33 protein-coding genes and 1 pseudogene are annotated in these 17,518 nt (G+C 69.1%); 33 read left to right on the top strand and 1 reads right to left on the bottom strand.

Annotated elements, in window-relative coordinates; all coding sequences use genetic code 11:
- The first annotated feature begins 15 nt into the window (after nt 1-15).
- The 33 genes and pseudogenes from ABZ463_RS35745 to ABZ463_RS35585 all read left to right on the top strand — a co-directional run bounded on the left by ABZ463_RS35745 (nt 16) and on the right by ABZ463_RS35585 (nt 16,447).
- A complete protein-coding gene (locus tag ABZ463_RS35745; protein ID WP_362783375.1) occupies nt 16-246 on the top strand; it encodes a helix-turn-helix transcriptional regulator in 231 nt (76 codons plus the stop codon).
- Nucleotides 247-371: 125 nt separating this feature from the next.
- Nucleotides 372-554, top strand: a complete 183-nt coding sequence (locus tag ABZ463_RS35740; protein ID WP_362783428.1) for a BldC family transcriptional regulator — start codon at nt 372-374, stop codon at nt 552-554.
- A gap of 2 nt (nt 555-556) precedes the next feature.
- Nucleotides 557-832 (top strand): hypothetical protein, encoded by a 276-nt coding sequence (locus ABZ463_RS35735; protein WP_362783372.1) that lies wholly within the window; start codon nt 557-559, stop codon nt 830-832.
- Nucleotides 832-1,095 carry a hypothetical protein gene (locus ABZ463_RS35730; RefSeq protein WP_362783370.1) on the top strand — a complete coding sequence of 88 codons (264 nt, stop codon included), beginning with the start codon at nt 832-834 and terminating at the stop codon, nt 1,093-1,095. Before ABZ463_RS35735 ends, ABZ463_RS35730 begins: the two co-directional genes overlap by 1 nt.
- Nucleotides 1,092-1,394 carry a hypothetical protein gene (locus ABZ463_RS35725; RefSeq protein WP_362783367.1) on the top strand — a complete coding sequence of 101 codons (303 nt, stop codon included), beginning with the start codon at nt 1,092-1,094 and terminating at the stop codon, nt 1,392-1,394. The genes ABZ463_RS35730 and ABZ463_RS35725 overlap by 4 nt, the downstream gene beginning before the upstream one ends.
- Nucleotides 1,391-1,828: a hypothetical protein gene (locus ABZ463_RS35720; protein WP_362783364.1), complete on the top strand. Its 438-nt coding sequence runs from the start codon at nt 1,391-1,393 to the stop codon at nt 1,826-1,828. The genes ABZ463_RS35725 and ABZ463_RS35720 overlap by 4 nt, the downstream gene beginning before the upstream one ends.
- The gene (locus ABZ463_RS35715; protein WP_362783361.1) at nt 1,828-2,196 is read left to right on the top strand and encodes a hypothetical protein; all 369 of its coding nucleotides are present in this window, start codon (nt 1,828-1,830) and stop codon (nt 2,194-2,196) included. The genes ABZ463_RS35720 and ABZ463_RS35715 overlap by 1 nt, the downstream gene beginning before the upstream one ends.
- Nucleotides 2,196-2,408 carry a hypothetical protein gene (locus ABZ463_RS35710; protein ID WP_362783358.1) on the top strand — a complete coding sequence of 71 codons (213 nt, stop codon included), beginning with the start codon at nt 2,196-2,198 and terminating at the stop codon, nt 2,406-2,408. Before ABZ463_RS35715 ends, ABZ463_RS35710 begins: the two co-directional genes overlap by 1 nt.
- The gene (locus ABZ463_RS35705) at nt 2,405-2,701 is read left to right on the top strand and encodes a hypothetical protein (RefSeq protein WP_362783355.1); all 297 of its coding nucleotides are present in this window, start codon (nt 2,405-2,407) and stop codon (nt 2,699-2,701) included. The genes ABZ463_RS35710 and ABZ463_RS35705 overlap by 4 nt, the downstream gene beginning before the upstream one ends.
- On the top strand, nt 2,698-3,807 hold the full coding sequence (locus ABZ463_RS35700) for a lambda-exonuclease family protein (RefSeq protein WP_362783352.1): 1,110 nt from the start codon (nt 2,698-2,700) through the stop codon (nt 3,805-3,807). The genes ABZ463_RS35705 and ABZ463_RS35700 overlap by 4 nt, the downstream gene beginning before the upstream one ends.
- A complete protein-coding gene (locus ABZ463_RS35695) occupies nt 3,804-4,790 on the top strand; it encodes a recombinase RecT (RefSeq protein WP_362783349.1) in 987 nt (328 codons plus the stop codon). Before ABZ463_RS35700 ends, ABZ463_RS35695 begins: the two co-directional genes overlap by 4 nt.
- On the top strand, nt 4,787-5,275 hold the full coding sequence (locus tag ABZ463_RS35690; RefSeq protein WP_362783346.1) for a hypothetical protein: 489 nt from the start codon (nt 4,787-4,789) through the stop codon (nt 5,273-5,275). Before ABZ463_RS35695 ends, ABZ463_RS35690 begins: the two co-directional genes overlap by 4 nt.
- A complete protein-coding gene (locus tag ABZ463_RS35685; protein ID WP_362783343.1) occupies nt 5,272-5,754 on the top strand; it encodes a hypothetical protein in 483 nt (160 codons plus the stop codon). Before ABZ463_RS35690 ends, ABZ463_RS35685 begins: the two co-directional genes overlap by 4 nt.
- Nucleotides 5,741-6,019 carry a hypothetical protein gene (locus tag ABZ463_RS35680; protein WP_362783341.1) on the top strand — a complete coding sequence of 93 codons (279 nt, stop codon included), beginning with the start codon at nt 5,741-5,743 and terminating at the stop codon, nt 6,017-6,019. The genes ABZ463_RS35685 and ABZ463_RS35680 overlap by 14 nt, the downstream gene beginning before the upstream one ends.
- Before the next feature lie 273 nt (nt 6,020-6,292).
- Nucleotides 6,293-6,598, top strand: a complete 306-nt coding sequence (locus tag ABZ463_RS35675) for a WhiB family transcriptional regulator (RefSeq protein WP_362783338.1) — start codon at nt 6,293-6,295, stop codon at nt 6,596-6,598.
- Nucleotides 6,595-7,140 carry an HNH endonuclease gene (locus ABZ463_RS35670; RefSeq protein ID WP_362783335.1) on the top strand — a complete coding sequence of 182 codons (546 nt, stop codon included), beginning with the start codon at nt 6,595-6,597 and terminating at the stop codon, nt 7,138-7,140. The genes ABZ463_RS35675 and ABZ463_RS35670 overlap by 4 nt, the downstream gene beginning before the upstream one ends.
- Complete coding sequence (locus ABZ463_RS35665) at nt 7,130-8,089, top strand: hypothetical protein (RefSeq protein WP_362783332.1); 960 nt, start codon at nt 7,130-7,132, stop codon at nt 8,087-8,089. Before ABZ463_RS35670 ends, ABZ463_RS35665 begins: the two co-directional genes overlap by 11 nt.
- The gene (locus ABZ463_RS35660) at nt 8,079-8,660 is read left to right on the top strand and encodes a hypothetical protein (protein ID WP_362783329.1); all 582 of its coding nucleotides are present in this window, start codon (nt 8,079-8,081) and stop codon (nt 8,658-8,660) included. Before ABZ463_RS35665 ends, ABZ463_RS35660 begins: the two co-directional genes overlap by 11 nt.
- Entirely contained in the window at nt 8,657-9,019 is a 363-nt protein-coding gene (locus ABZ463_RS35655) for a hypothetical protein (protein ID WP_362783326.1), read from the top strand. Before ABZ463_RS35660 ends, ABZ463_RS35655 begins: the two co-directional genes overlap by 4 nt.
- Complete coding sequence (locus ABZ463_RS35650) at nt 9,019-9,231, top strand: hypothetical protein (RefSeq protein WP_362783324.1); 213 nt, start codon at nt 9,019-9,021, stop codon at nt 9,229-9,231. Before ABZ463_RS35655 ends, ABZ463_RS35650 begins: the two co-directional genes overlap by 1 nt.
- A complete protein-coding gene (locus ABZ463_RS35645; RefSeq protein ID WP_362783321.1) occupies nt 9,228-9,506 on the top strand; it encodes a hypothetical protein in 279 nt (92 codons plus the stop codon). The genes ABZ463_RS35650 and ABZ463_RS35645 overlap by 4 nt, the downstream gene beginning before the upstream one ends.
- Nucleotides 9,503-9,985, top strand: a complete 483-nt coding sequence (locus ABZ463_RS35640) for a RusA family crossover junction endodeoxyribonuclease (protein WP_362783318.1) — start codon at nt 9,503-9,505, stop codon at nt 9,983-9,985. The genes ABZ463_RS35645 and ABZ463_RS35640 overlap by 4 nt, the downstream gene beginning before the upstream one ends.
- On the top strand, nt 9,982-10,491 hold the full coding sequence (locus ABZ463_RS35635) for a hypothetical protein (RefSeq protein ID WP_362783315.1): 510 nt from the start codon (nt 9,982-9,984) through the stop codon (nt 10,489-10,491). Before ABZ463_RS35640 ends, ABZ463_RS35635 begins: the two co-directional genes overlap by 4 nt.
- Nucleotides 10,488-11,051, top strand: a complete 564-nt coding sequence (locus tag ABZ463_RS35630; RefSeq protein WP_362783312.1) for a hypothetical protein — start codon at nt 10,488-10,490, stop codon at nt 11,049-11,051. The genes ABZ463_RS35635 and ABZ463_RS35630 overlap by 4 nt, the downstream gene beginning before the upstream one ends.
- Complete coding sequence (locus tag ABZ463_RS35625) at nt 11,048-11,284, top strand: hypothetical protein (RefSeq protein ID WP_362783309.1); 237 nt, start codon at nt 11,048-11,050, stop codon at nt 11,282-11,284. The genes ABZ463_RS35630 and ABZ463_RS35625 overlap by 4 nt, the downstream gene beginning before the upstream one ends.
- Nucleotides 11,281-11,553 (top strand): hypothetical protein, encoded by a 273-nt coding sequence (locus tag ABZ463_RS35620; protein WP_362783306.1) that lies wholly within the window; start codon nt 11,281-11,283, stop codon nt 11,551-11,553. The genes ABZ463_RS35625 and ABZ463_RS35620 overlap by 4 nt, the downstream gene beginning before the upstream one ends.
- Nucleotides 11,546-11,914, top strand: a complete 369-nt coding sequence (locus ABZ463_RS35615) for a hypothetical protein (protein ID WP_362783303.1) — start codon at nt 11,546-11,548, stop codon at nt 11,912-11,914. The genes ABZ463_RS35620 and ABZ463_RS35615 overlap by 8 nt, the downstream gene beginning before the upstream one ends.
- 1 nt (nt 11,915) lies before the next feature.
- Nucleotides 11,916-12,194, top strand: a pseudogene (locus ABZ463_RS35610) (winged helix-turn-helix domain-containing protein); the annotation flags it as partial.
- A gap of 148 nt (nt 12,195-12,342) precedes the next feature.
- Complete coding sequence (locus ABZ463_RS35605; RefSeq protein ID WP_362783300.1) at nt 12,343-12,549, top strand: hypothetical protein; 207 nt, start codon at nt 12,343-12,345, stop codon at nt 12,547-12,549.
- Nucleotides 12,539-12,766 carry a helix-turn-helix transcriptional regulator gene (locus ABZ463_RS35600; protein WP_362783297.1) on the top strand — a complete coding sequence of 76 codons (228 nt, stop codon included), beginning with the start codon at nt 12,539-12,541 and terminating at the stop codon, nt 12,764-12,766. The genes ABZ463_RS35605 and ABZ463_RS35600 overlap by 11 nt, the downstream gene beginning before the upstream one ends.
- A gap of 299 nt (nt 12,767-13,065) precedes the next feature.
- Nucleotides 13,066-13,704 carry a hypothetical protein gene (locus tag ABZ463_RS35595; RefSeq protein ID WP_362783294.1) on the top strand — a complete coding sequence of 213 codons (639 nt, stop codon included), beginning with the start codon at nt 13,066-13,068 and terminating at the stop codon, nt 13,702-13,704.
- Between the two features lie 906 nt (nt 13,705-14,610).
- Nucleotides 14,611-15,135 carry a WYL domain-containing protein gene (locus ABZ463_RS35590; protein WP_362783291.1) on the top strand — a complete coding sequence of 175 codons (525 nt, stop codon included), beginning with the start codon at nt 14,611-14,613 and terminating at the stop codon, nt 15,133-15,135.
- A 55-nt stretch (nt 15,136-15,190) separates the two neighbouring features.
- Nucleotides 15,191-16,447, top strand: coding sequence for a DUF932 domain-containing protein (locus tag ABZ463_RS35585; protein WP_362783288.1), 1,257 nt, complete (start codon nt 15,191-15,193; stop codon nt 16,445-16,447).
- Between the two features lie 89 nt (nt 16,448-16,536).
- Here the strand turns inward: ABZ463_RS35585 and ABZ463_RS35580 are convergent, their stop codons facing one another.
- Nucleotides 16,537-17,061, bottom strand: coding sequence for a hypothetical protein (locus ABZ463_RS35580; RefSeq protein WP_362783285.1), 525 nt, complete (start codon nt 17,059-17,061; stop codon nt 16,537-16,539).
- Nucleotides 17,062-17,518 lie beyond the last annotated feature (457 nt).

Below are 17,518 nucleotides of genomic sequence, written 5' to 3'. Positions count from 1 at the left end.
CCGTAACCTTGGTCCATGGGTCAGGTTCTCTCTCTTCCCTTCTCCGGCAAGCGGCTCCGAGAACTGCGTGAGCGGCGTGGGTGGTCGCAGACCGAGTTCGCTCGGATCGTCGATGTGCATCAGTCGCGGATCTCCCAGCTGGAGAACGCACGCACTCGGCCGATGCCGGGCCTGCTCAAGGCCATGGCTTTGGCGCTGGAAGTGGAGATCGACGACCTTCTCGCGCCGCAGGACGGCGAGTCCTAGATCACTCCTCGAAGGAGACCCCCGTGCAAGGCTTCAAGATCACCGATGACAGTGGAACCGTCATCACGACCGAACCCCCCGCAGCGCCCGAGCGCCCGACGCAGCCTCCGGCCCCTGGCGTCCAGATCGAATCCCTGCTGACCCCGGCCGAGGTCGCGACCATGTTCCGGGTTGACCCCAAGACCGTCACCCGGTGGGCGAAGGCGGGCAAGTTGTCGTCCATCCGCACGCTGGGCGGTCACCGCCGTTACCGCGAGTCCGAGGTCCGGCTGCTGCTGGAGATCGGCGCGCAGGACGCGGGCCAGTAGCGATGGGCCGCCTCGACGACCTCCGCCTGATCTGGCCGGAACGCACCGCCGTACGGCACCGGGACTCCGGCGCGACCGGTGAGATCACCGCCTGTCCGCTGGGCGACCCGATCGCCCGCGACCGCCGCGCCCGCCCGACGGCTCACCTGCTGCTCAACGGGTCCGACCCCGGCGTGGTCTGGGTCCGCTGGGACGACCGGCCCGGCTGCTGGGTGCGGCCCCGCTGGCTCCAGAAGATCCGCATCCGAGAGTTCCACAGCCGGGGACGGGGGCGGTGATGGGAACCCTCTCCATCCTCCCCTCCTCGGCGCCGACGACCTCGGCCGCCGGACCGGTCATCACGGCCGCGACGCCCGGTGGGCTGATCTTCCTGGAGATCCCTTCCGCCGGGTTCGCGACCGTGGACCCCGACGCACTCCCGCCTGGCCTGTCGCAGGCCGCGATCGACGAGCTGTGCGCCATCGCGCAGCGCACCCGCGAGGCCCTGACCGCGTGGGCCGCCCGGCACATCACGACCCCACGCCTGGAGGTCCTGCCGTGATCCTCCTGCCCGCCTGCCGGACCGTGCTCGGTGAGTACGCCGCCTACCAGCTCGCTCATATCGGCCACCTGATGACCGGCCGAGCCGAGGCGGTTGCGCTGGTCACGCCGTACGACCACGCACACCGGCCGACCTACCTGTCTTTCCGCCACGACCCCGGTCAGCCCTGGCAAGCCCTCGCCGGGGAGCGCGCGGTCCTGGCCGACGCGATCCACGCCGCCGGGTGGGAGACCCGCGTCGTCGGGATGAGCAGCGCCGAGCTGGCCGCCCTACTGGACATGGCGGAGGCGACGCGATGACCGAGACCCCGCCGGAGACCCAGATCCCGGACGACCCGCTGGAGATAGCGAACAACCTCGTGGCCGCCGTCCGGGGCCTGGCTCAGCAGACCACCCGCGACCCGATGGAGGCGGCGATTCGCGGCTTCCCCGCTCGTGTGGTCGCTGCCGCCGAGCAGGCTCGGCGGCTGGCCACCGTCTCCATCGCCCGGGACCTGCGGCGCATCGCCGATCACCTCACCGGTACGGCCGTGCGCGTCGAGCCGGAGCCCGACGTTCTCACCGAGGCCCTGCTGGTCGAGGCCCGGCGCCACAGCACCGACTACCTCCGTGACACCTACGCCCGGGGCGAGCGGTTCGGCCACCCCTGGCCGCCGCTCAAGGCCGCGATCGAGCAGGTCCTTGCCGAGCGCGGCGAGCCGATCCCCACCACCACGACCCCCGAGGAGGGGTGATGAACCTCCCCCTGACCGGCCATATCTATGTCCAGGTCGCGCCGGAGCAGATCCGCAAGACCTTGAGTGACGACGGCTGGAGCAGCTTCGACTTCGGTCCCCTGCGGGTGCAGATCCCGAGCGGCGACCTCACCCGCATCCGGGGCGCGCGGGTCCTCGCCCGGACGATCGCCGCTCAGGCCGACTTCTGGGACAAGGACCTCGCGGCACTGGAGGAGGTGCTGACGGCGGCCGAGCAGACCGCGACCGCCCAGCCGACCCCGGCCGCCGAGCCCGCGCCCAGTGAGGATGCGGAGTTGGACGCCAAGGTGGCCGCCTTCATGCAGACCCCGGAGACGCACCGCCGGGGTCACAGGGGCGGTCAGTGATGGGCCGTCATACGCGCGATGATCTCGCCGAGTGGGCCGAGGTCTGGCAGGAGAAGGACCCGGCCGCCTGGGTGGCGCCGCTGCGGACCGGCGGTGCCCGGACCGAGCGGCGCATCCGGCAGACGCTCGCCGAGCGCGGGCTGCTGCTGGCCCGCCGGGTCGGCCGCCGCGCCCGCCGCCTGCGTCGCGCCCTGGCGAAGGGCGGCCGGTGATGAGCTACAGCCCGCTGTGGCCCGGCTGGGCCGACCAGACTCGGGAAGCGCTGGACCTCTTCCAGGAGCTGCCCGAGGAGAGCCGTACCGCGTTGCAGGACCTCGCCGCGTACATCGGTGAGGAACTGCGCGCTGAGTTTCCCGACGTCGAGCCGGGCTTGGTCGGCTGGATCACCCTCCGGGCGGCCTCCCACCTCGGCGGCCTCATCCGTATGGAGTCCGCCCCGGTCGAGCCGGGCACGTACGTCGCCATTGGCCTGCTGGCCGGGGATCACCTGGTGAGCACATCGTGAGCGATCTGATCACGCCTACCGCGCGCCTGCTCGCTCCCGCTGGCCTGTCTCGTGAGGAGTGGCTGGAGGTCCGCCGGGCTGGCGTCGGTGGGAGCGACGTGGCGGCGATCCTCGGCATGGACCGTGATCGAGGACCGCTGCATGTCTACCTGGACAAGCGCGGGGAGTTGGCCGAGCGCCGTGTCCCGCGCCTGGACAGGGCCGCTCGGCGCGGTCACCGGCTGGAAGGGCTCGTGGCCGAGCTGTTCGAGGAGGAGTCCGGCCACGGGGTTCTCCAGTCGCCGGGAACGCTCCAGCACGCCGACCGGCCGTGGATGCTCGCCAACTGCGACCGCCTGGTGGTCGAGTCCACCACCCTGGCCACCTGGTTGGAGCCGCACACGGACATCCCGCTCGGCCCCGGATACCCCGACGCCACGGCCGTCCTGGAGTGCAAGAGCCGCACCTGGCGCTCGGCCCGCCGGGAGGACTGGCGCGGCGAGGAGCCGCCGGACGGCCCGGCTCTCCAGGCGTATTGGTACCTGGCCGTCACCGGCTACCCGCGCGCTTACGTCGCGGGCCTGATCGACGACGACCTGACGTGGTTCCGGCTGGAGCGCGACGAGGAGCTGATCGGCCACCTCGTCACGCTGGTCACCGAGTTCTGGGAGCGGCACGTGCTCGCCGGAGTCGAACCGGACCCCGGCGACCTGGAGAGCACGGACGAACTGCTCGGTCACCTGTGGGACGTGAAGCCCGACGCGGTGAAGTTCTTCGCAGGGGCCGAGGCCGCCGAGATCGACGTCCTCCTTGCCGAGCGTGAGGCGATCAAGGAGCAGCGCAAGGAGCTGAAGCGCGACCTCGGCCGGATCGAGAACCGGCTGAAGGCCAAGCTCGGCCCCAACGAGGTCGCCGAGGTCGCGCTGGCCCCGGGGCGGGAGCTGTACTCCTGGCGCCGCAACGGCAACTTCGCCTCCGCCCGCTTCCGCGAGGCCGAGCCGGAGCTGGCCGCTGAGTACGTCCACCGCGTCGAGGCCATCGACCGCGAGCGCCTGGCCGCCGAGAAGCCCGACGTCTACGCGCGGCATCGCGCCCGCGTGTTTCGTACCCCCGGGGGATCATCATGACCACCAACCTCAGAGGCCGGGTCGCCCAGCGCGCGACCGGCAACCGGCAGGCGAACAAGGAACTGGTCGTCAAGGCGAAGGTCCGCGACGTCCGCCAGCTCTTCGAGAAGATGAAGCCGCAGTTCGAGATGGCGCTGCCCCGTCACGTCACCGTGGACCGCTTCCTGCGCGTGGCGCTGACGGCCGTGCAGAAGACGCCGAAGCTGCTGGACTGCACACCGGAGAGCCTGCTGGCCGCGCTGCTGGAGTCGGCGCGGCTGGGGCTGGAGCCCGGCACCAAGCAGGCCGCCATCGTGCCCTACGGCAAGCAGGCCACGTTCATCGCCCAGTGGCAGGGCCTGGTGGAGCTGATGTATCGCTCCGGCCAGGTCACGAACGTGACGGCGGAGTTCATCCATGAGAACGACGAGTGGAGCTACCGGATCGGTGACGGCGGCGGGTTCTGGCATGAGCCCGACCTGTTGGCCCCGGCCGAGGAGCGCGGCCCGATCCTGCTGGTCTACGCCTACGCGGAGATCAAGGGCGGCGGCCGGTCGAAGATCGTGACGCTGAACCGCTGGCAGGCCGTGGAGATCCGCGACCGCTACAGCAAGGCGTACGCCCTGGCCGAGCAGCACCGCCGCGAGGACCCCGAGGACTTCGCCCTCAACCCCGCCAAGGGGTGGTTCAACTCCACCTGGCATACCGAGTTCGACGCGATGTGGCGCAAGTCGGCAGTTCGGAGGCTGGCCGACTGGGTGCCGCAGAGCCCGGAGCTGGTCGAGCTGCTGTCCCGGGAGAACGAGGCGGGCGAGAGCGAGCTGCCCGACTTCGATTTCGAGGGTGAGGTCGTCGGAGAGAGCGAGGAGCCCGAGACACCGGCCGACGTACCGCCCGGCCAGACGGCCGAGGAGCCCGCCAGGCCCGCGCCGGACTATGTGTGCGAGCGGTGCCAGGCCGTCGGTCAGCACTTCGAGGACGAGTGCCCGGGGGCTGCGTCGTGAGCGTCATCGGCCAGGCCGAGGGCATCGAGCACGGCACCGTCAGGGGTTACAAGCAGCACCGCTACCGGCAGATCCCGGCGTGCGACGCCTGCAAGAAGGCGTTGCGCGATGACCGGGCCGCCGCACGCCGAGGAGAGCGTCCCGAACGGGCCAAGCCGCAGCGGACCTCCCGCAGGAAAGCGGCCGAGGAACTCGACGCGGCTACGGCGGCCACTCCGGTGCTGCTTCCGGTGCCACCCCCGCCTCAACTCCCTGACCGGCCGGAGATCGGCGTCCCCATCGAGGGGGCCGACCTGGAGATCGGTGACGTGATCGTGTTCCTCGGCGACCACCACCGGATCGACCGCTTCGAGCCCTACACCGGCAGCCTCCGGGCGGAGTTGGGCGAGGGCACCCGTGTGGCGTGCGCAGGCACCTGGGGGATGACCGTCGGCCCGACCAGCACGGTGCGGATTCTGCCGCGCCCGACAGGAGATGCGGCATGAAGTACGCCCTGATCACCACCGATGGCGAGCTGCACATCAAGGACGCGGAGTGGCCCGCCGTTCGGGCCGACGTCGGCCCCGAGGGACCGGCCCGGGTGAACATCTCGCCGATCGTGACGCCCAAGCTGTTCTGCGGCTGGGTCAACGACTGCGGCCTGTCTCTGCCCGACCGCTACCCGCGTAACCTCGTCGGCTCGCTCGTGCTCATGACGCTCGGTGCTGCTGAGCAGCCATACGCCGGGCCGGTCGTCCTCACTGGCTGGGACCCACCTCCCGGCATCGAGATGTGCGACCTCGTCGACCACCAGGTCCAGGGCCTGCTCGGCATCCACCGAGACATCCATGCCGCTCTCGCCGGGCAGGCGGGAGAGGTAGCCGACGACATCCGCGCCGCCATCGAGTGGATCCGCACCTGTCCAGTGCCCGCCCTGACCATCCACTCCTTCCCGGAGGGAGGCGGACGCTATGAACCGACGTAGCCTCGCCGCTCAACTGCGGATGCTCGCCCGGGAGCGACCGACCGACATCACGTTGAAGCTGCTGCACCTGGCCGCCGACCTGGAGCCGGATCGCTACTGGCCGAGAGGCGAGACGAGGCCGGTCACGGAGCAGCCCGTACGGCCAGCGCCTGAACCGCCAGCCGTGACGCTGCCCGTGGAACAGCCCGCGCAGGTCCCCAAGACCGAGAGCGTCGCGCCCATACGGCGTGGCCTGTTCGGCATCTTCGGGCGGCGGTCGTCATGACTTCCAGACTCGCCACGCTGCCGTCTGAGCCCAGCTCCGGCCGTGGCGAGGCCCGGCGGTGGACGCGCCACCACCGCCGGGCCATGCCCGTTCCGCCCCCTCTGGGGGGTGGGGGCGGAACGGGCACCCGTCCAGGCCCGGGGTTGGGGAGCCCCGGGCCTGGACCTAAGCCCCGGCCGGACGGCGTGCGCGACGCCGTCCGGCCGGGCCGGAGAGCCGCCGTGGAACGCGGGGGCCGCGGCGGCTCTCCCTCTCGACGCCGAGGAGGACGTGATGAGGCTGCGTGACCGGTACGGCGCGTGGGGGATCGACACCCCGCGCGTCGAGAACTGGCGAGACCGGGCTGACTGCCAGTCGGTCGATCCCGAGATCTTCTTCCCCAGCACTGATACGCGGGGCGGAGAAGGGGCCGAGACCAGGGCCTACGCCGCCGCCCGGCAGGTGTGTGCCCGCTGCCCGGTCTGGCCGGAGTGCCGTGCCTACGCGCTCGACAGAGACGAGCGATACGGCATGTGGGGCGGTCTCACCCCCGGCCAGCGCCGCAGGCTGCTCAACCGGCAGGCCAAGGCGGCGGGATGACCGACCCATACAAGCTGGTCGCGCGCCTGAGCGCGATGGAGTTCCCAGATGAGCGATCCGAGCTGGTGACGGACGCGGCCGGCCTGCTCGCGGCCCTGGTTCACGGAGCCGACAACCATGGTCGGTACTTCGCCGACGAATATCTCCTCAAGCGGCTGTTCTGGTGGCAGTGGGGAGAGGTTCCCGCGAGCACCGTGGCGCTCTGGCGGGATGAGTTGGTCCGCCTTGGTGAGATCACCGTCGAGCCGCTGGGCCGTTCCTGTTACGGCGGTGGTCCGGTGCTGATCGCCTCAATCGTCGATCGCACTCGCTTTACCCGTTTCGCCGCGCGACCGCACATCCCGGACTCCGTGCGAGCCCTGGTCTATGAGCGCGACGGGCACGCCTGCCTGCGCTGCGGAGCGACGACCGATCTGTCTCTTGACCACGTTCACCCGTACTCGCGCGGAGGCAGCGACGAGCCGGACAACCTCCAGACGCTCTGCCGCTCCTGCAACAGCGCCAAGGGCGCTCGGGTGGAAGGCGAACGACGTGGGGCTTGAGGTGCTGGGAGTACGGGGGAACGTTCATGATCTTGTGTTCGTGGGCTGCCACAGGTACGGCGGCCTGCACATGACGTGGTTCGCAGTAGACGACGGGTTCCACTCCCATCCCAAGGTGATGGCGGCGGATCCGGCTGCCCTCGGGCTGTGGGTCATCGCTGGGGCCTGGTCTTGCGCAAACCTCACGGATGGGTTTGTGCCCGACCATGCCTTGCCGCGCTTGGCCGAAGGCGCGAGGGAACTGGCTCCCAAGCTGGTCGCCGTCGGGTTGTGGAGACGAGCCCGGGGCGGATACCGCTTCCACGACTGGGCCACGTATCAGGAGTCGCGCGAGGCCCGGTTGAAGAAGCGCGAAGAGTGGCGGACCAAGAAGGCCAAGCAACGCACCAGAAAGGAGAGCGCCGGAGAAGACCCGCAGGTAGAGGGGCAGATGTCCCCCGGGGACACTCAGGGGGAATCCCCCGGGGAGTCTCACGGGAGTCCCGCTCCTCCCATTCCCAGTCCCATTCCCAGTGAAGAAGTACTTCGTACTTCTTCTTCGTCGGCGACGGAGTCGCACGACGGCGGCGATGAGGTTCGTGCTGACGTCGAGCGGATCTGCGCCTACCTCGCCGACCGCATCGAGGCCAACGGCAGCAAGCGGCCGTCCGTCACCAGACGATGGCGAGACGCCGCCCGGCTGCTGCTCGACAAGGATGGTCGCACCGTTGACCAGGTCATCGCCTGCATCGACTGGTGCCAGGCCGATGAGTTCTGGCGCGGCAACGTCCTGTCGATGCCCAAGCTCCGTGAGCGCTACGACCAGCTCCGCCTGGCCGCCCGGCGCCCTCACCCGCGTACCTCACTGCGCTCGACCACCGATGAGCGTGTCGCCCAGGCCCAAGCCCTGAAAGCCGACCTGGGCAGGCAAAACCCGATCACCCGAGGAGAGATCCTCCATGACTCCTGAAGAGACCATCGACCTGCTCAGTCTGGCCGCCAGCTTCGATCGGCGCACCGTGGGCCGAGCCGATGTCATGGCCTGGCATGCCGCCGTCGGCGATCTGGACTTCGCCGACGCCCGGGACGCCGTCGTGGCGCACTACCGCGACAACCGCGAGTGGATCATGCCCGCTGATGTGCGCAAGCGCGTCAAGGCGGTCCGTGAGGAGCGGCTCGCCCGCCAGCCCGTCCCCGCACCACCAGCGGAGAATTACCGCGCCGGACTGCGTGCGGCCATCGACCAGATCGCCGGGGGGCGGAGCGTTCAGCATGCCCTCGGACGATCCGCTCCGACCCCACCGAACGCCGAATACTTGGCCGAACGCGCGGATCCACACCGCGAACTGCGCGTCGCTGTCGCCCCGATGGCCTGCCCGCGCTGCGGCGCCGTACCGGGCGCCCGGTGCGTGGACGCCTTCGGCGGACCGCTCACCACCGTGCCCGCGCACGACGCCCGCCTCGTCGCCGCCGGGCTGGCGGAGTGGACCGAGGTGAACGGCCAGAGGCAGGCCGTGCTCATCGACGGGAGCAAGCCGTGAGCAGCGACCCCTTCGAGACCGACACCCGCCGCCTGGTCCGCGTCTTCACCCGGCGTCTGCGTGAGGCCGCGGGCACCGCCCCGGAGTCACTGGCCGTTGACCTGGTAGCCATCGTCCGGGGTCACGGCTGGCGCCGGGTTCAGGCGCTCCAGACGCCCGAGCGAGCCGCCGACAACGGAGACGGCTCCGGCCGCGCCGAGTACGCCGCGCGCCGGGCCGCCCTCGATGGCCGCCCGCCGTGTGTGTGCGGAGCTGCCGTCATCGCCCACCAGCTCGACGCCGGACGCCGCACGGGATGCGCGGACACCGGCTGTACCCGCTACGTCCCCAAAACCACCGCTCCCGGAAGGAGTGCCTGATGTTCTGCGTGATCGTCGCCGTCGAGCTGGTGGTCGGTGGCTGGGCTCAAGCCGTATGCCGGACCGAAGACTGCACCGCTCTGCACGGCAAGCGCTGGAAAGGCGAGCCGCGCGTTCACAAGGCCGACGCCACTGAGGACGCTCGCCTGCACCGGCTGTGGCATCGCCGTCAGCAGCACGTCCCGACCGAGGCCGTGGAGGCGGGAGCATGAGCGAAGCTCTCGACGCGCTGCGCATCCATCTGGAGGCCCTGCTGCCTCTGGCCGTGGCGGAGCTGCGCCAGCACGACCACACCCCGGAGCAACTCGCCGCGATGGCGGCCCGCTGCGGCAAGGAGGCTGGCCACCTCGGCGACGCTGTGCAGTGGCCCGGCCGCCACAGCGGCGAGGCCCTGGCTGCGCTGCTGACCGGCATCGCGGCGGCCGAACTGGTCACCCCCGGTACGGCCGCTGCGATGCTGGCCCGGCTGGGATCGGCGACGTCATGACGGCCCCGCTGCTGATCCTCACCGTGAAGGGCACCCCGGCCGGGCAGGGCAACCTGCGCACCGGCAAGCACGGCAAGAGCTACCACGCCAACGGCTCCGAGCTGCGCGACTGGCGCGAGCGAGTCCGCAGGGCCGCCCTCGACGCCCTCGGCCGTCACGAATGGGTCGCCACCGGCAAGCAGCCGTGCATCTTCTGCTCCGTCGGGCCGAAGGAGCACGCCGAGCTGCTCGGTCCGGTCCGCCTGGAGACCGTCGTCACCGTGACCAAGCCGAAGACCGTGACCGGCACCTGGCCGATCACCCGGTCCTCCTCGGACTGGGACCACTACGCCCGCGCGATCGGCGACGCCCTGACCGGAGTCGTCTACCTCGACGACTCCCAGGTGATCGACGGCCGCCTGATCAAGACCTTCCCGTACGTCCACGAGCACGCGCTGGGCGAGCCCGGCGCCGTCATCCGCATCTGGGGGAACGCATGACCACCTCGCTCAAGTTCGACTCCAAGGTCGGATCGGCCGCTGCCGCGGCGATCGAGCCGCACGTCAGGCCGATCTACGACCGGCCCGGCTGCCGGGTGATGGCCATCGTCGAGCTGGTGCACGTCGAGCGCGTACAGCCTGCGCCCGAGGCGGACAAGGAGCCCTCGGTGAAGGTCCGGATCGCGCACATGGAGGTTCCGAACCGCGATCAGGAGGGTTTCGTAAGAGAAGCCCAGCGGGCGCTGTTCCTCCAGCGCACCGCCGCCGGGACGCTCGACGACGACGGCCAGCTCGTTCTCACCGAGTCCACGATGAAGCACATCGGCGGGCTGCTGCACGAGGTCGAGGTGGCCCGGCTCCGCGCGGGCCTGCGCCACTGGGTGGCCTACGCCGCCCGGGTCAATTCCTTGACCGGTCTCACGGTCTCGGAGATGCAGCACGAGCTGGACACCGTCGCCCAGGGCCTGGCCGCGCTGCTGAACAACGCCCCCGAGGAGGAGTCGTGATCGACCCGTCCGTGTTCGCCGCCGAGGTCGCCCGTCAGGTCGCTGAGCACACCGAGTGGGATGCCTTGCACGAGTTCAGAACGCTGCACTGGGACGGCGAGCAGCTCACCATCGGCACCCTGGCCGCGATCGTCCCGAGCGTGCCGCCGAACGCCTACCCCGGCTTGATGACCGATGTCGTCGAGGGCGAGACCCGCAAACAGCAGGAGAAGGGCGAGAGCACCTTGTGCGCTTTCAGCCTGCGGTTCGAGGCGCACGCCGTCATGCACGACCCGGACAAGGCCACGGCTGAGGAGAACGCGCGGTATCTGCGGGACCGGGTGGAGCGCTGCTTCCACCAGCGACCCGACGCCGTCGAGATCCTGGGCGTCTACCTCGTGGACATCCACGGCCGTCTGTGGGCAGGGAGCAAGCGGCGCGACACCGGGAAGGTTGAGCAGCACTACTACCCGGACCCGGCTCGCACGCCCATCGGAGGCAGCTTCATCCATGGGCTACGCGAGGTGGCCGCGACCACCAGGGCCACGCTGCACGGCTTGCCGATGCCGAGGCTGCCGTGAGCGGCCACGGCCACCACGGGACCGCGTCCCTGACGATCGCGATCCGGCAGGCCGACGGCAGCATGGTCTCCCGCCTCTGGCTGACATGCGAGCACTGCGCCGAACACCTGGCCGCGCAGCTTGGCCCGCCGTTTGACGAGGTTCTGGCCACGGCCGACGCCCGTCAAACGCTCCAGCAGGTAGCCGAGACCATGCCCGGCTACGTCCAGACCGACCTGCGGAACGGGCCGTGAACACCGCCGAGGCGCGCGACCTGCTCCGGCTGCTGTCTTGGCTCCTCGGCGCTCCGGTGCTCGACGAGGAGCCGGTGAACGACGCCGAGGCGATGGAGGCCGCCGCGCTGCTCGCCGACCAGGCCCACCAGGCGCTCGGCAGTGGCCCGGACGGTCAGGGCGTGCGGGCGTTGTGGTGCCAGGTGCAGCCGATCGTCACGGTAGACCGGGTGCCGTATGACTCCGGCGGGGAACCGTCCGGCCTGCGCCTGGTCGGCCGCGATGGCTGAGGGCCTGGTGCTGTTCGGCGCACCCGACCCTCCCGAGCCCGAGCAACCGCCGGAGTCACAGACAGTACGCCGGACCCGGAGGCAGGCCGCCATGCTCGCCGCAGGCATCCACCCACTGTCGGCCGTGGCGGGCAAGCTGCGCGTCCACCCCGAGGCCGCGCCGTACGGCGACCTCCAGGCGCCCGGTCGCCGCTGCGGCAACTGCACCTTCCGCCAGGTGTTCAGCCACCACAACGACCGCCACCCGAAGTGCACCGTCGCCGATGGCGCCCGGGTGAGCCACAGCGCCGCGACCGACTGCCGCGCCTGGTGGCCCGGATGCGTGAACCACGAACAGAAGAAAGAGGAGACGGATGACTGACCTGCGTATCGACCCGTACGCCCGCCGGGCCTGGCAGGGCGACAGGGAACTCCACCTGACGGCCAAGGAGTTCGACCTGCTGCGCGTCCTGATCCGCGACGCCGGGAAGGTGGTCACCCGCGACCGGATCATGCACGAGGTGTGGGGAGTCGAGTGGTGGGGGTCGAGCAAGACCCTGGACATGCACATCTCGTGGCTGCGCCGCAAGCTGGGCGACGACCCCGCCCGGCCGTACTACATCACGACCGTGCGAGGCGTCGGATTCCGCTTCGACGGGACGGCATCGGCCGTCGGCCAGCCGTCGCCGGCCGACGCGGGCGACGCCCTGGACCTGGCCCGCGCCGTCATCGCCGACCTGCGCACGGTGGCCGACCAGGCGGAGAAGCGCCTCGCCGAGCTGGAGCACGCCGTCGAGGAGGTGGCCTCCGGTGGCTGACCTGCTCGGCTACGTCGTCGTGGAGTACCCGCCCGACTCGACGTGGCCCGACTGCAACCCGCACGGTGAGATCCACAGTGATCTCGTCGGCGCCCGGTACGAGCGGCACAACCTGGAGATGACCGCCCGCGCGCACGCTCTCCGTGAGACCTACCGGATCGCCGAGGTCCACCTGGTGGAGGACGCCGATGACCGATGAACCGACCTCCTACAGCGAGCTGGCCGAGGTGCTGACCGAGCTGCCGCTGCTGGTGCGTGAGACCCGTCGCGCCCGCCGTCTGAACCAGAGTCGAGCGGCTGAACAGATCGGTGTCTCCATCGCCACGATCTCCCGGATCGAGGCTGGCGAGGGCCTCCACGTCGCGAGCGTCCTGCCCATCCTGCGATGGCTGGACACAGGTGGCGGCCATGGCTGACGAGATGCCTCCGGTCGTGGTGATCGATGTCCGCGACTGGCAGCCCTGGCCGCCAGAGGGGTGGGTGGAGGCGCTGCGAGAGTGGGCCGAGCAGCACGGGATCAAGGCCCGGGACACGTACCAGATCGAGGTCCGCCTGATCGACACCCTGTTCGCCCGGGTCTTCCAGTACGACCATGACGAGAAGGGCTCCGTTACTGCCCGCGTCATCACGACCACCAGCTCGACGCCGATGGTTGCAGGGTCGCCCGGCGTGAGCCGTACACCGTGCTTCTCAATTCGATGCCTCCGGAGGGGCCGTGAATGCTGGCCCCGCTGCGGAGGTCACACTTCTGGTCGCCGAGCTGGCCAAGTTGCTGGAGCGCCTCGCCGAGCTGCTCGCCGAGCCGGTCGCCGACCCGACCACGGGCACGATGAGCCATCACAAGGTGACCGGCTCGCCCGCACCTTGGCACGCCGAGGCCGGACCGATCCTGATGGACATCCATGAGGGCGTCCGCCGTCTGGAGGCGAGCCTGCGCCGCGAGGTCGCCGGGCACCTCGGGGAGCGCCGTGGCGGGTCCGACGCCAACACCGCGGCGGCCCTCGCCTCGATCGCCCGCCTCGTTCACGCCGTGCCTGAGGAGGCCGCCCGTCATACGGCTCGCATCCTCGGCGGCTGGATTCGCCGGGCCGAGGAGGTGCGCGACATCGGCGAGGCCGAGCGATGGGAACCGCTGCGTGCCCCGGCCGGGGAGCTTCCGCCCGCCTGTCCGTACTGCAAGACGTACAGCTTGCGGATCGGCCGTCGGGAAGGGCGGGTCAGGTGCGCGAACCGGCGGTGCTTGGACAGCAACGGATGGCCGCCGGTCGCGACGATCGACAAGAACCGGTTGAACGGGGACGCCATGCTCGCCTGGGCGGACGGCCGGGTCATCTATTACGGAGAGGTTTCTTAATCTGCGATCTATGCATTCGAAATTAAGTGAAACCCTCCAACGGGGATGGCGGTAGCCTTCTTAAGCCATAATCTTATGGCTGAGTGAACCAGCCCGCCGTCTCACACTTTCGATCTGTGACGTACTGGGCGGCGCTGTTGCCGAAGCGGAACGCAATCGTTGTCACGGAGCACCACAACTGGTTTCCCGACTGGTTATTTCCACTGGTGGACACTTCGGTGCAGTTTCCGTTGGGTACGCAGATGGCTGGGGAGGTTTGCCTTACGACCGTGCCGTCTCTGGTTAGCTTGACGATGATGTTCGCCTGGGTTACGCCGCTGCACCTGCCGGTTCCCTCGGCCCAAACCTTGGGCTGAGAGTAGGTCGGGGTTTTTGAAATCGCGGTGCAGCCAGCCAGGAGAGCGGGCGAGGGCGTGGCGTCGGCGGACGCAGGAGTTCCGATTGTGCCTACGGCGGTCAGTATGAGGAGCGCCGCGATGGAGAACTTTGTCTTCATAGAGCATGATCCTTTCTTGCCGTTTGAGATGGGCGCTGGATCTGCACTTCCTTCGCTTCGTTGAAGCTGGCATATTGGCGATCTTGTTTCCCGATTTTACCGATACCTCCCTTGGATGTCATGGCAATTTATGCGCAGTCGTTAGTGATCTCTGCTCCCTTTATTCGGAAGCGGTGATGGGAGGCGAGGGATAGCCCTCGGGCGGTGTGAAGCATGGTCGAGGTGGCCGGGCCGCTAGGTGGGCGCATCTTCGCCGACTGTTCCAAATGGGATACGGCCATAACGCGTAGCCGAGCCCGATTGGTGCTCTGACCTGGGAAATCTCCTCTCAAATTTGTCGCACTCATATTGACAAAGTGTGGGACGAAGCGCACCATTGTAGTAGTGAGTTAGACAAAAAGGAGGGTGAGATGTACGCGATCGGAACCCAGGTCACCTACCACGGCAGCATCGAGGCTCTGCACGGCGTGACCTTCACCGTCATCCGTCATGACGGGGACCGATACACCCTCGACGGCATCCGCGTCCTCCACCACGTCCGGCACGCGAGCATCAGCCCCGCCGAGGACGGCGCCCGCTTCCACACCGAGCTGGAGCGGGCCATCGCCGACACGACCCCGATCATGCTCACCTACGTCGCCGGGGACGGCACGTGGACCACCCGCACCATCGAGCCGTACGAACTGGCCTGGACCCACGCCGGATACCTCATCGTCCGCGCGATGGACCGCCTTCGCCGCGAGCCGCGCACCTTCCGCGTGGACCGCATCGAGTACCTCGACGTCCTGCCCGGCGGCTTCCACCTCGACCGCCCCGCCGCCGAGCTGGAGCGCATGGCTCTCGCCCGTATCCGCGCCGAGATCGCCGAGATCAGCCCCGGCTACTTCGGCGACCAGATGCGCTGGACCCCCGACAGCCCCGTCCTCGCCCTCTGACCCCCTTGCCGGGCAGCACTCCCGCCGCCCGGCCCAACCCCCGAAGGGAACTGCAATGACCATCACCGACGTCAACGCCGCGTTCGCCACCGAGAAGACCACCCAGCTCGCCGACCGGCGGGCACGGCGCGACGCCGCGATTCAGCGTGAGACGAACAAGGCCGCGTGGATCGCGGGCGAGGTCGCCTCGGGCCGCATGGTCCAGATCGCCCCTGACCGCTACCGCGTCACCTCCGGATGGGACCGGGGCGAGACCTTCACCGTCCGCCGTGACCTGGCGACCGGCCAGATCGCCGAGATCGTGGCCAACCACGGCCTCGACATCGCCGCCGACGGCACCGTTGCCCTGTACTCCGCCGTCCCGGCCTGGCACGGCCTCGGCCAGATCATCCCCGGCGGCATCGACAACATCGACGAGGTGCTTCGCCTCGGCGGGATCGACTGGGAGGTTGCCCGCCGCGAGGTCCGCTACAGCTTCATGCTCGACGGCGAGGAGCGGCCCACGCTGCGCACCGCGCCCGGCCACCACGTCACCGTTCGCGAGGACACCGGCGAGGCCCTCGGCGTGGTCGGCAACAAGTACACCCCGATCCAGAACAGGAAGCTCTTTGAGTTCCTGGAGGACCTCGTGCGGCAGGGTGTGGTCTGGGAGTCAGCCGGATCGCTGCGCGGCGGACGCAGGGTGTTCGTGAGCATGCGCGTCCCGGAGAACATCGTGATCGACGCGGGCGGCATCGCCGACGAGGTCACCCTGTTCATCGCCGCGATGAACAGCCACGACGGCAGCTCACGCGCCGAGACGGTGGTCACCCCGTGGCGGCCGATCTGCGCCAACACCGAGCGGTTCGCCGTGCGGGACGCCGTGACCCGGTGGGGCATCCGGCACACCGCCGGAGCGCTCGACCGGCTAGAGGAGGCCCGGCGCAGTCTCGGCCTCACCCTCCGATACGGCGAGGCATGGGCGGCAGAGGAGACCGCGCTGGCCCACACCGCCCTGGCCATCGACGAGTTCCACCGGGTGATCACGGACCTGTGGCCCATCGAGGAGGACGCCAACGACCGAGTCCGGGGCATCGCCACCCGCCGGACCGAGCGCCTCGACGCGATGTTCCGCAGCGAGGCCGAGCGGCTCGGCCGTACCTCCTACGCCGCCGAGCGGTCCGTGACCGACTACCTCGACCACGTGGCCCCGCGTCGTCCCGGTCGCACCATGACCGAGGAGATCGCCCGCGCCACCGCTCTCCTGGAGGGCAGCGACGACGACCTGAAGAGCAAGGCGCACAAGCGGCTCATGCTGCTGATTCGCCGGTGACTGCCTTTCCGGGGCGGCCCGTTCAGGGGTCGGGCCGCCTCGCTGACTCCTGTGAGAGGTGAGCTATTTGACGGAGCAATTGGCGGTGATCAGATCTTGCGAGCTTCGCGTAGACGAGCGTGAAGTGTTTGGCGTGAGATGCCAGTCAGGCGCGCAAGTGCAGCGATATTAACCTCAACTCCTTGTCGCTCCATCAGTAGAGTCATCCTCACGATCTCTGCCAACGCTTCGGTGCGGACTGCGTTGCCGAACGTCCAGTCGCATGCCTTGTTCAGGATGATGTCAGTGCGACCTTTGGCGTGTTCATCAAGATCGGTACGACTTAGGACTGTTTCGATAGGGTTTCTGTCGAAGCGATTGAGTAGCTTGTGCGCGTCTTCTACGTCGAATGAGAGCAGCTTCATCCTGCTCTGTTTTAGGTTTTCGTACCCAATGAGGCGTTCAAGAAGATCTGCTCTGCGGGTTTGCCGTATGGCTTGTTCTCGTAGCCTCGCGGCCCCTTCTACATCCTCCATAAGGTCTGCCTCGGCGGCGCGCTTATAGGTCTCGCCGACGGAGATGCGAAGTCGTTCGGCCTGCTCTCGCAGGCTCTTGTCGCTGTCGTAAAGATCCACTCTGCAAGTAAAGAGGATGGCAGTGATTTAGTCAAGATGTTTACACTCCTTCTCATGAAATGGTTCGGTGGGTGGTTCGTCCAAGTAACCCAGGCGGGCCGTGTCTAAGAAGAGGAAGGGTGACGGTACTCGCCCGACGGTACGGCCGTAACCTTTGTCTAACTGACTTAGACAAGGAGACGATCGTGGCACCCGACCCGGAAGCCGACTACTGGACAGCAGAGGACGTCGCCGACTACCTCGGCGTCGCGGTGCGGACCGTCTACACCTACCGCCTCCGCGGACAGAAGGGCGAGCCTGGCGGGCTACCCGCGGAAGACCGGATGTTCGGCCGCTCACCGGCTTGGAAGCCAGCGACCATCCTTGGGTGGCAGCGGCCGGACTCCTCGACCGGCCGCGGCCGTCCCCCGCGCCGGCCTACTGCGGAAGGCGCATGATCTGCGCCCTGGTCGAGTAT

It is taken from the genome of Streptosporangium sp. NPDC020145 (assembly GCF_040631275.1).
Classification (GTDB): Bacteria; Actinomycetota; Actinomycetes; order Streptosporangiales; family Streptosporangiaceae; genus Streptosporangium.
This window is presented reverse-complemented; position numbering and strand designations above follow the sequence as displayed.

What these genes read in the sequence shown, in the direction of transcription:
- ABZ463_RS35745 (WP_362783375.1), top strand. Translation starts at nt 16, where the DNA reads ATGGGTCAGGTTCTCTCTCTTCCCTTCTCCGGCAAGCGGCTCCGAGAA.
- ABZ463_RS35735 (WP_362783372.1), top strand. Translation starts at nt 557, where the DNA reads ATGGGCCGCCTCGACGACCTCCGCCTGATCTGGCCGGAACGCACCGCC.
- ABZ463_RS35730 (WP_362783370.1), top strand. Translation starts at nt 832, where the DNA reads ATGGGAACCCTCTCCATCCTCCCCTCCTCGGCGCCGACGACCTCGGCC.
- ABZ463_RS35720 (WP_362783364.1), top strand. Translation starts at nt 1,391, where the DNA reads ATGACCGAGACCCCGCCGGAGACCCAGATCCCGGACGACCCGCTGGAG.
- ABZ463_RS35715 (WP_362783361.1), top strand. Translation starts at nt 1,828, where the DNA reads ATGAACCTCCCCCTGACCGGCCATATCTATGTCCAGGTCGCGCCGGAG.
- ABZ463_RS35710 (WP_362783358.1), top strand. Translation starts at nt 2,196, where the DNA reads ATGGGCCGTCATACGCGCGATGATCTCGCCGAGTGGGCCGAGGTCTGG.
- ABZ463_RS35695 (WP_362783349.1), top strand. Translation starts at nt 3,804, where the DNA reads ATGACCACCAACCTCAGAGGCCGGGTCGCCCAGCGCGCGACCGGCAAC.
- ABZ463_RS35685 (WP_362783343.1), top strand. Translation starts at nt 5,272, where the DNA reads ATGAAGTACGCCCTGATCACCACCGATGGCGAGCTGCACATCAAGGAC.
- ABZ463_RS35680 (WP_362783341.1), top strand. Translation starts at nt 5,741, where the DNA reads ATGAACCGACGTAGCCTCGCCGCTCAACTGCGGATGCTCGCCCGGGAG.
- ABZ463_RS35675 (WP_362783338.1), top strand. Translation starts at nt 6,293, where the DNA reads ATGAGGCTGCGTGACCGGTACGGCGCGTGGGGGATCGACACCCCGCGC.
- ABZ463_RS35670 (WP_362783335.1), top strand. Translation starts at nt 6,595, where the DNA reads ATGACCGACCCATACAAGCTGGTCGCGCGCCTGAGCGCGATGGAGTTC.
- ABZ463_RS35660 (WP_362783329.1), top strand. Translation starts at nt 8,079, where the DNA reads ATGACTCCTGAAGAGACCATCGACCTGCTCAGTCTGGCCGCCAGCTTC.
- ABZ463_RS35650 (WP_362783324.1), top strand. Translation starts at nt 9,019, where the DNA reads ATGTTCTGCGTGATCGTCGCCGTCGAGCTGGTGGTCGGTGGCTGGGCT.
- ABZ463_RS35645 (WP_362783321.1), top strand. Translation starts at nt 9,228, where the DNA reads ATGAGCGAAGCTCTCGACGCGCTGCGCATCCATCTGGAGGCCCTGCTG.
- ABZ463_RS35640 (WP_362783318.1), top strand. Translation starts at nt 9,503, where the DNA reads ATGACGGCCCCGCTGCTGATCCTCACCGTGAAGGGCACCCCGGCCGGG.
- ABZ463_RS35635 (WP_362783315.1), top strand. Translation starts at nt 9,982, where the DNA reads ATGACCACCTCGCTCAAGTTCGACTCCAAGGTCGGATCGGCCGCTGCC.
- ABZ463_RS35615 (WP_362783303.1), top strand. Translation starts at nt 11,546, where the DNA reads ATGGCTGAGGGCCTGGTGCTGTTCGGCGCACCCGACCCTCCCGAGCCC.
- ABZ463_RS35600 (WP_362783297.1), top strand. Translation starts at nt 12,539, where the DNA reads ATGACCGATGAACCGACCTCCTACAGCGAGCTGGCCGAGGTGCTGACC.
- ABZ463_RS35590 (WP_362783291.1), top strand. Translation starts at nt 14,611, where the DNA reads ATGTACGCGATCGGAACCCAGGTCACCTACCACGGCAGCATCGAGGCT.
- ABZ463_RS35585 (WP_362783288.1), top strand. Translation starts at nt 15,191, where the DNA reads ATGACCATCACCGACGTCAACGCCGCGTTCGCCACCGAGAAGACCACC.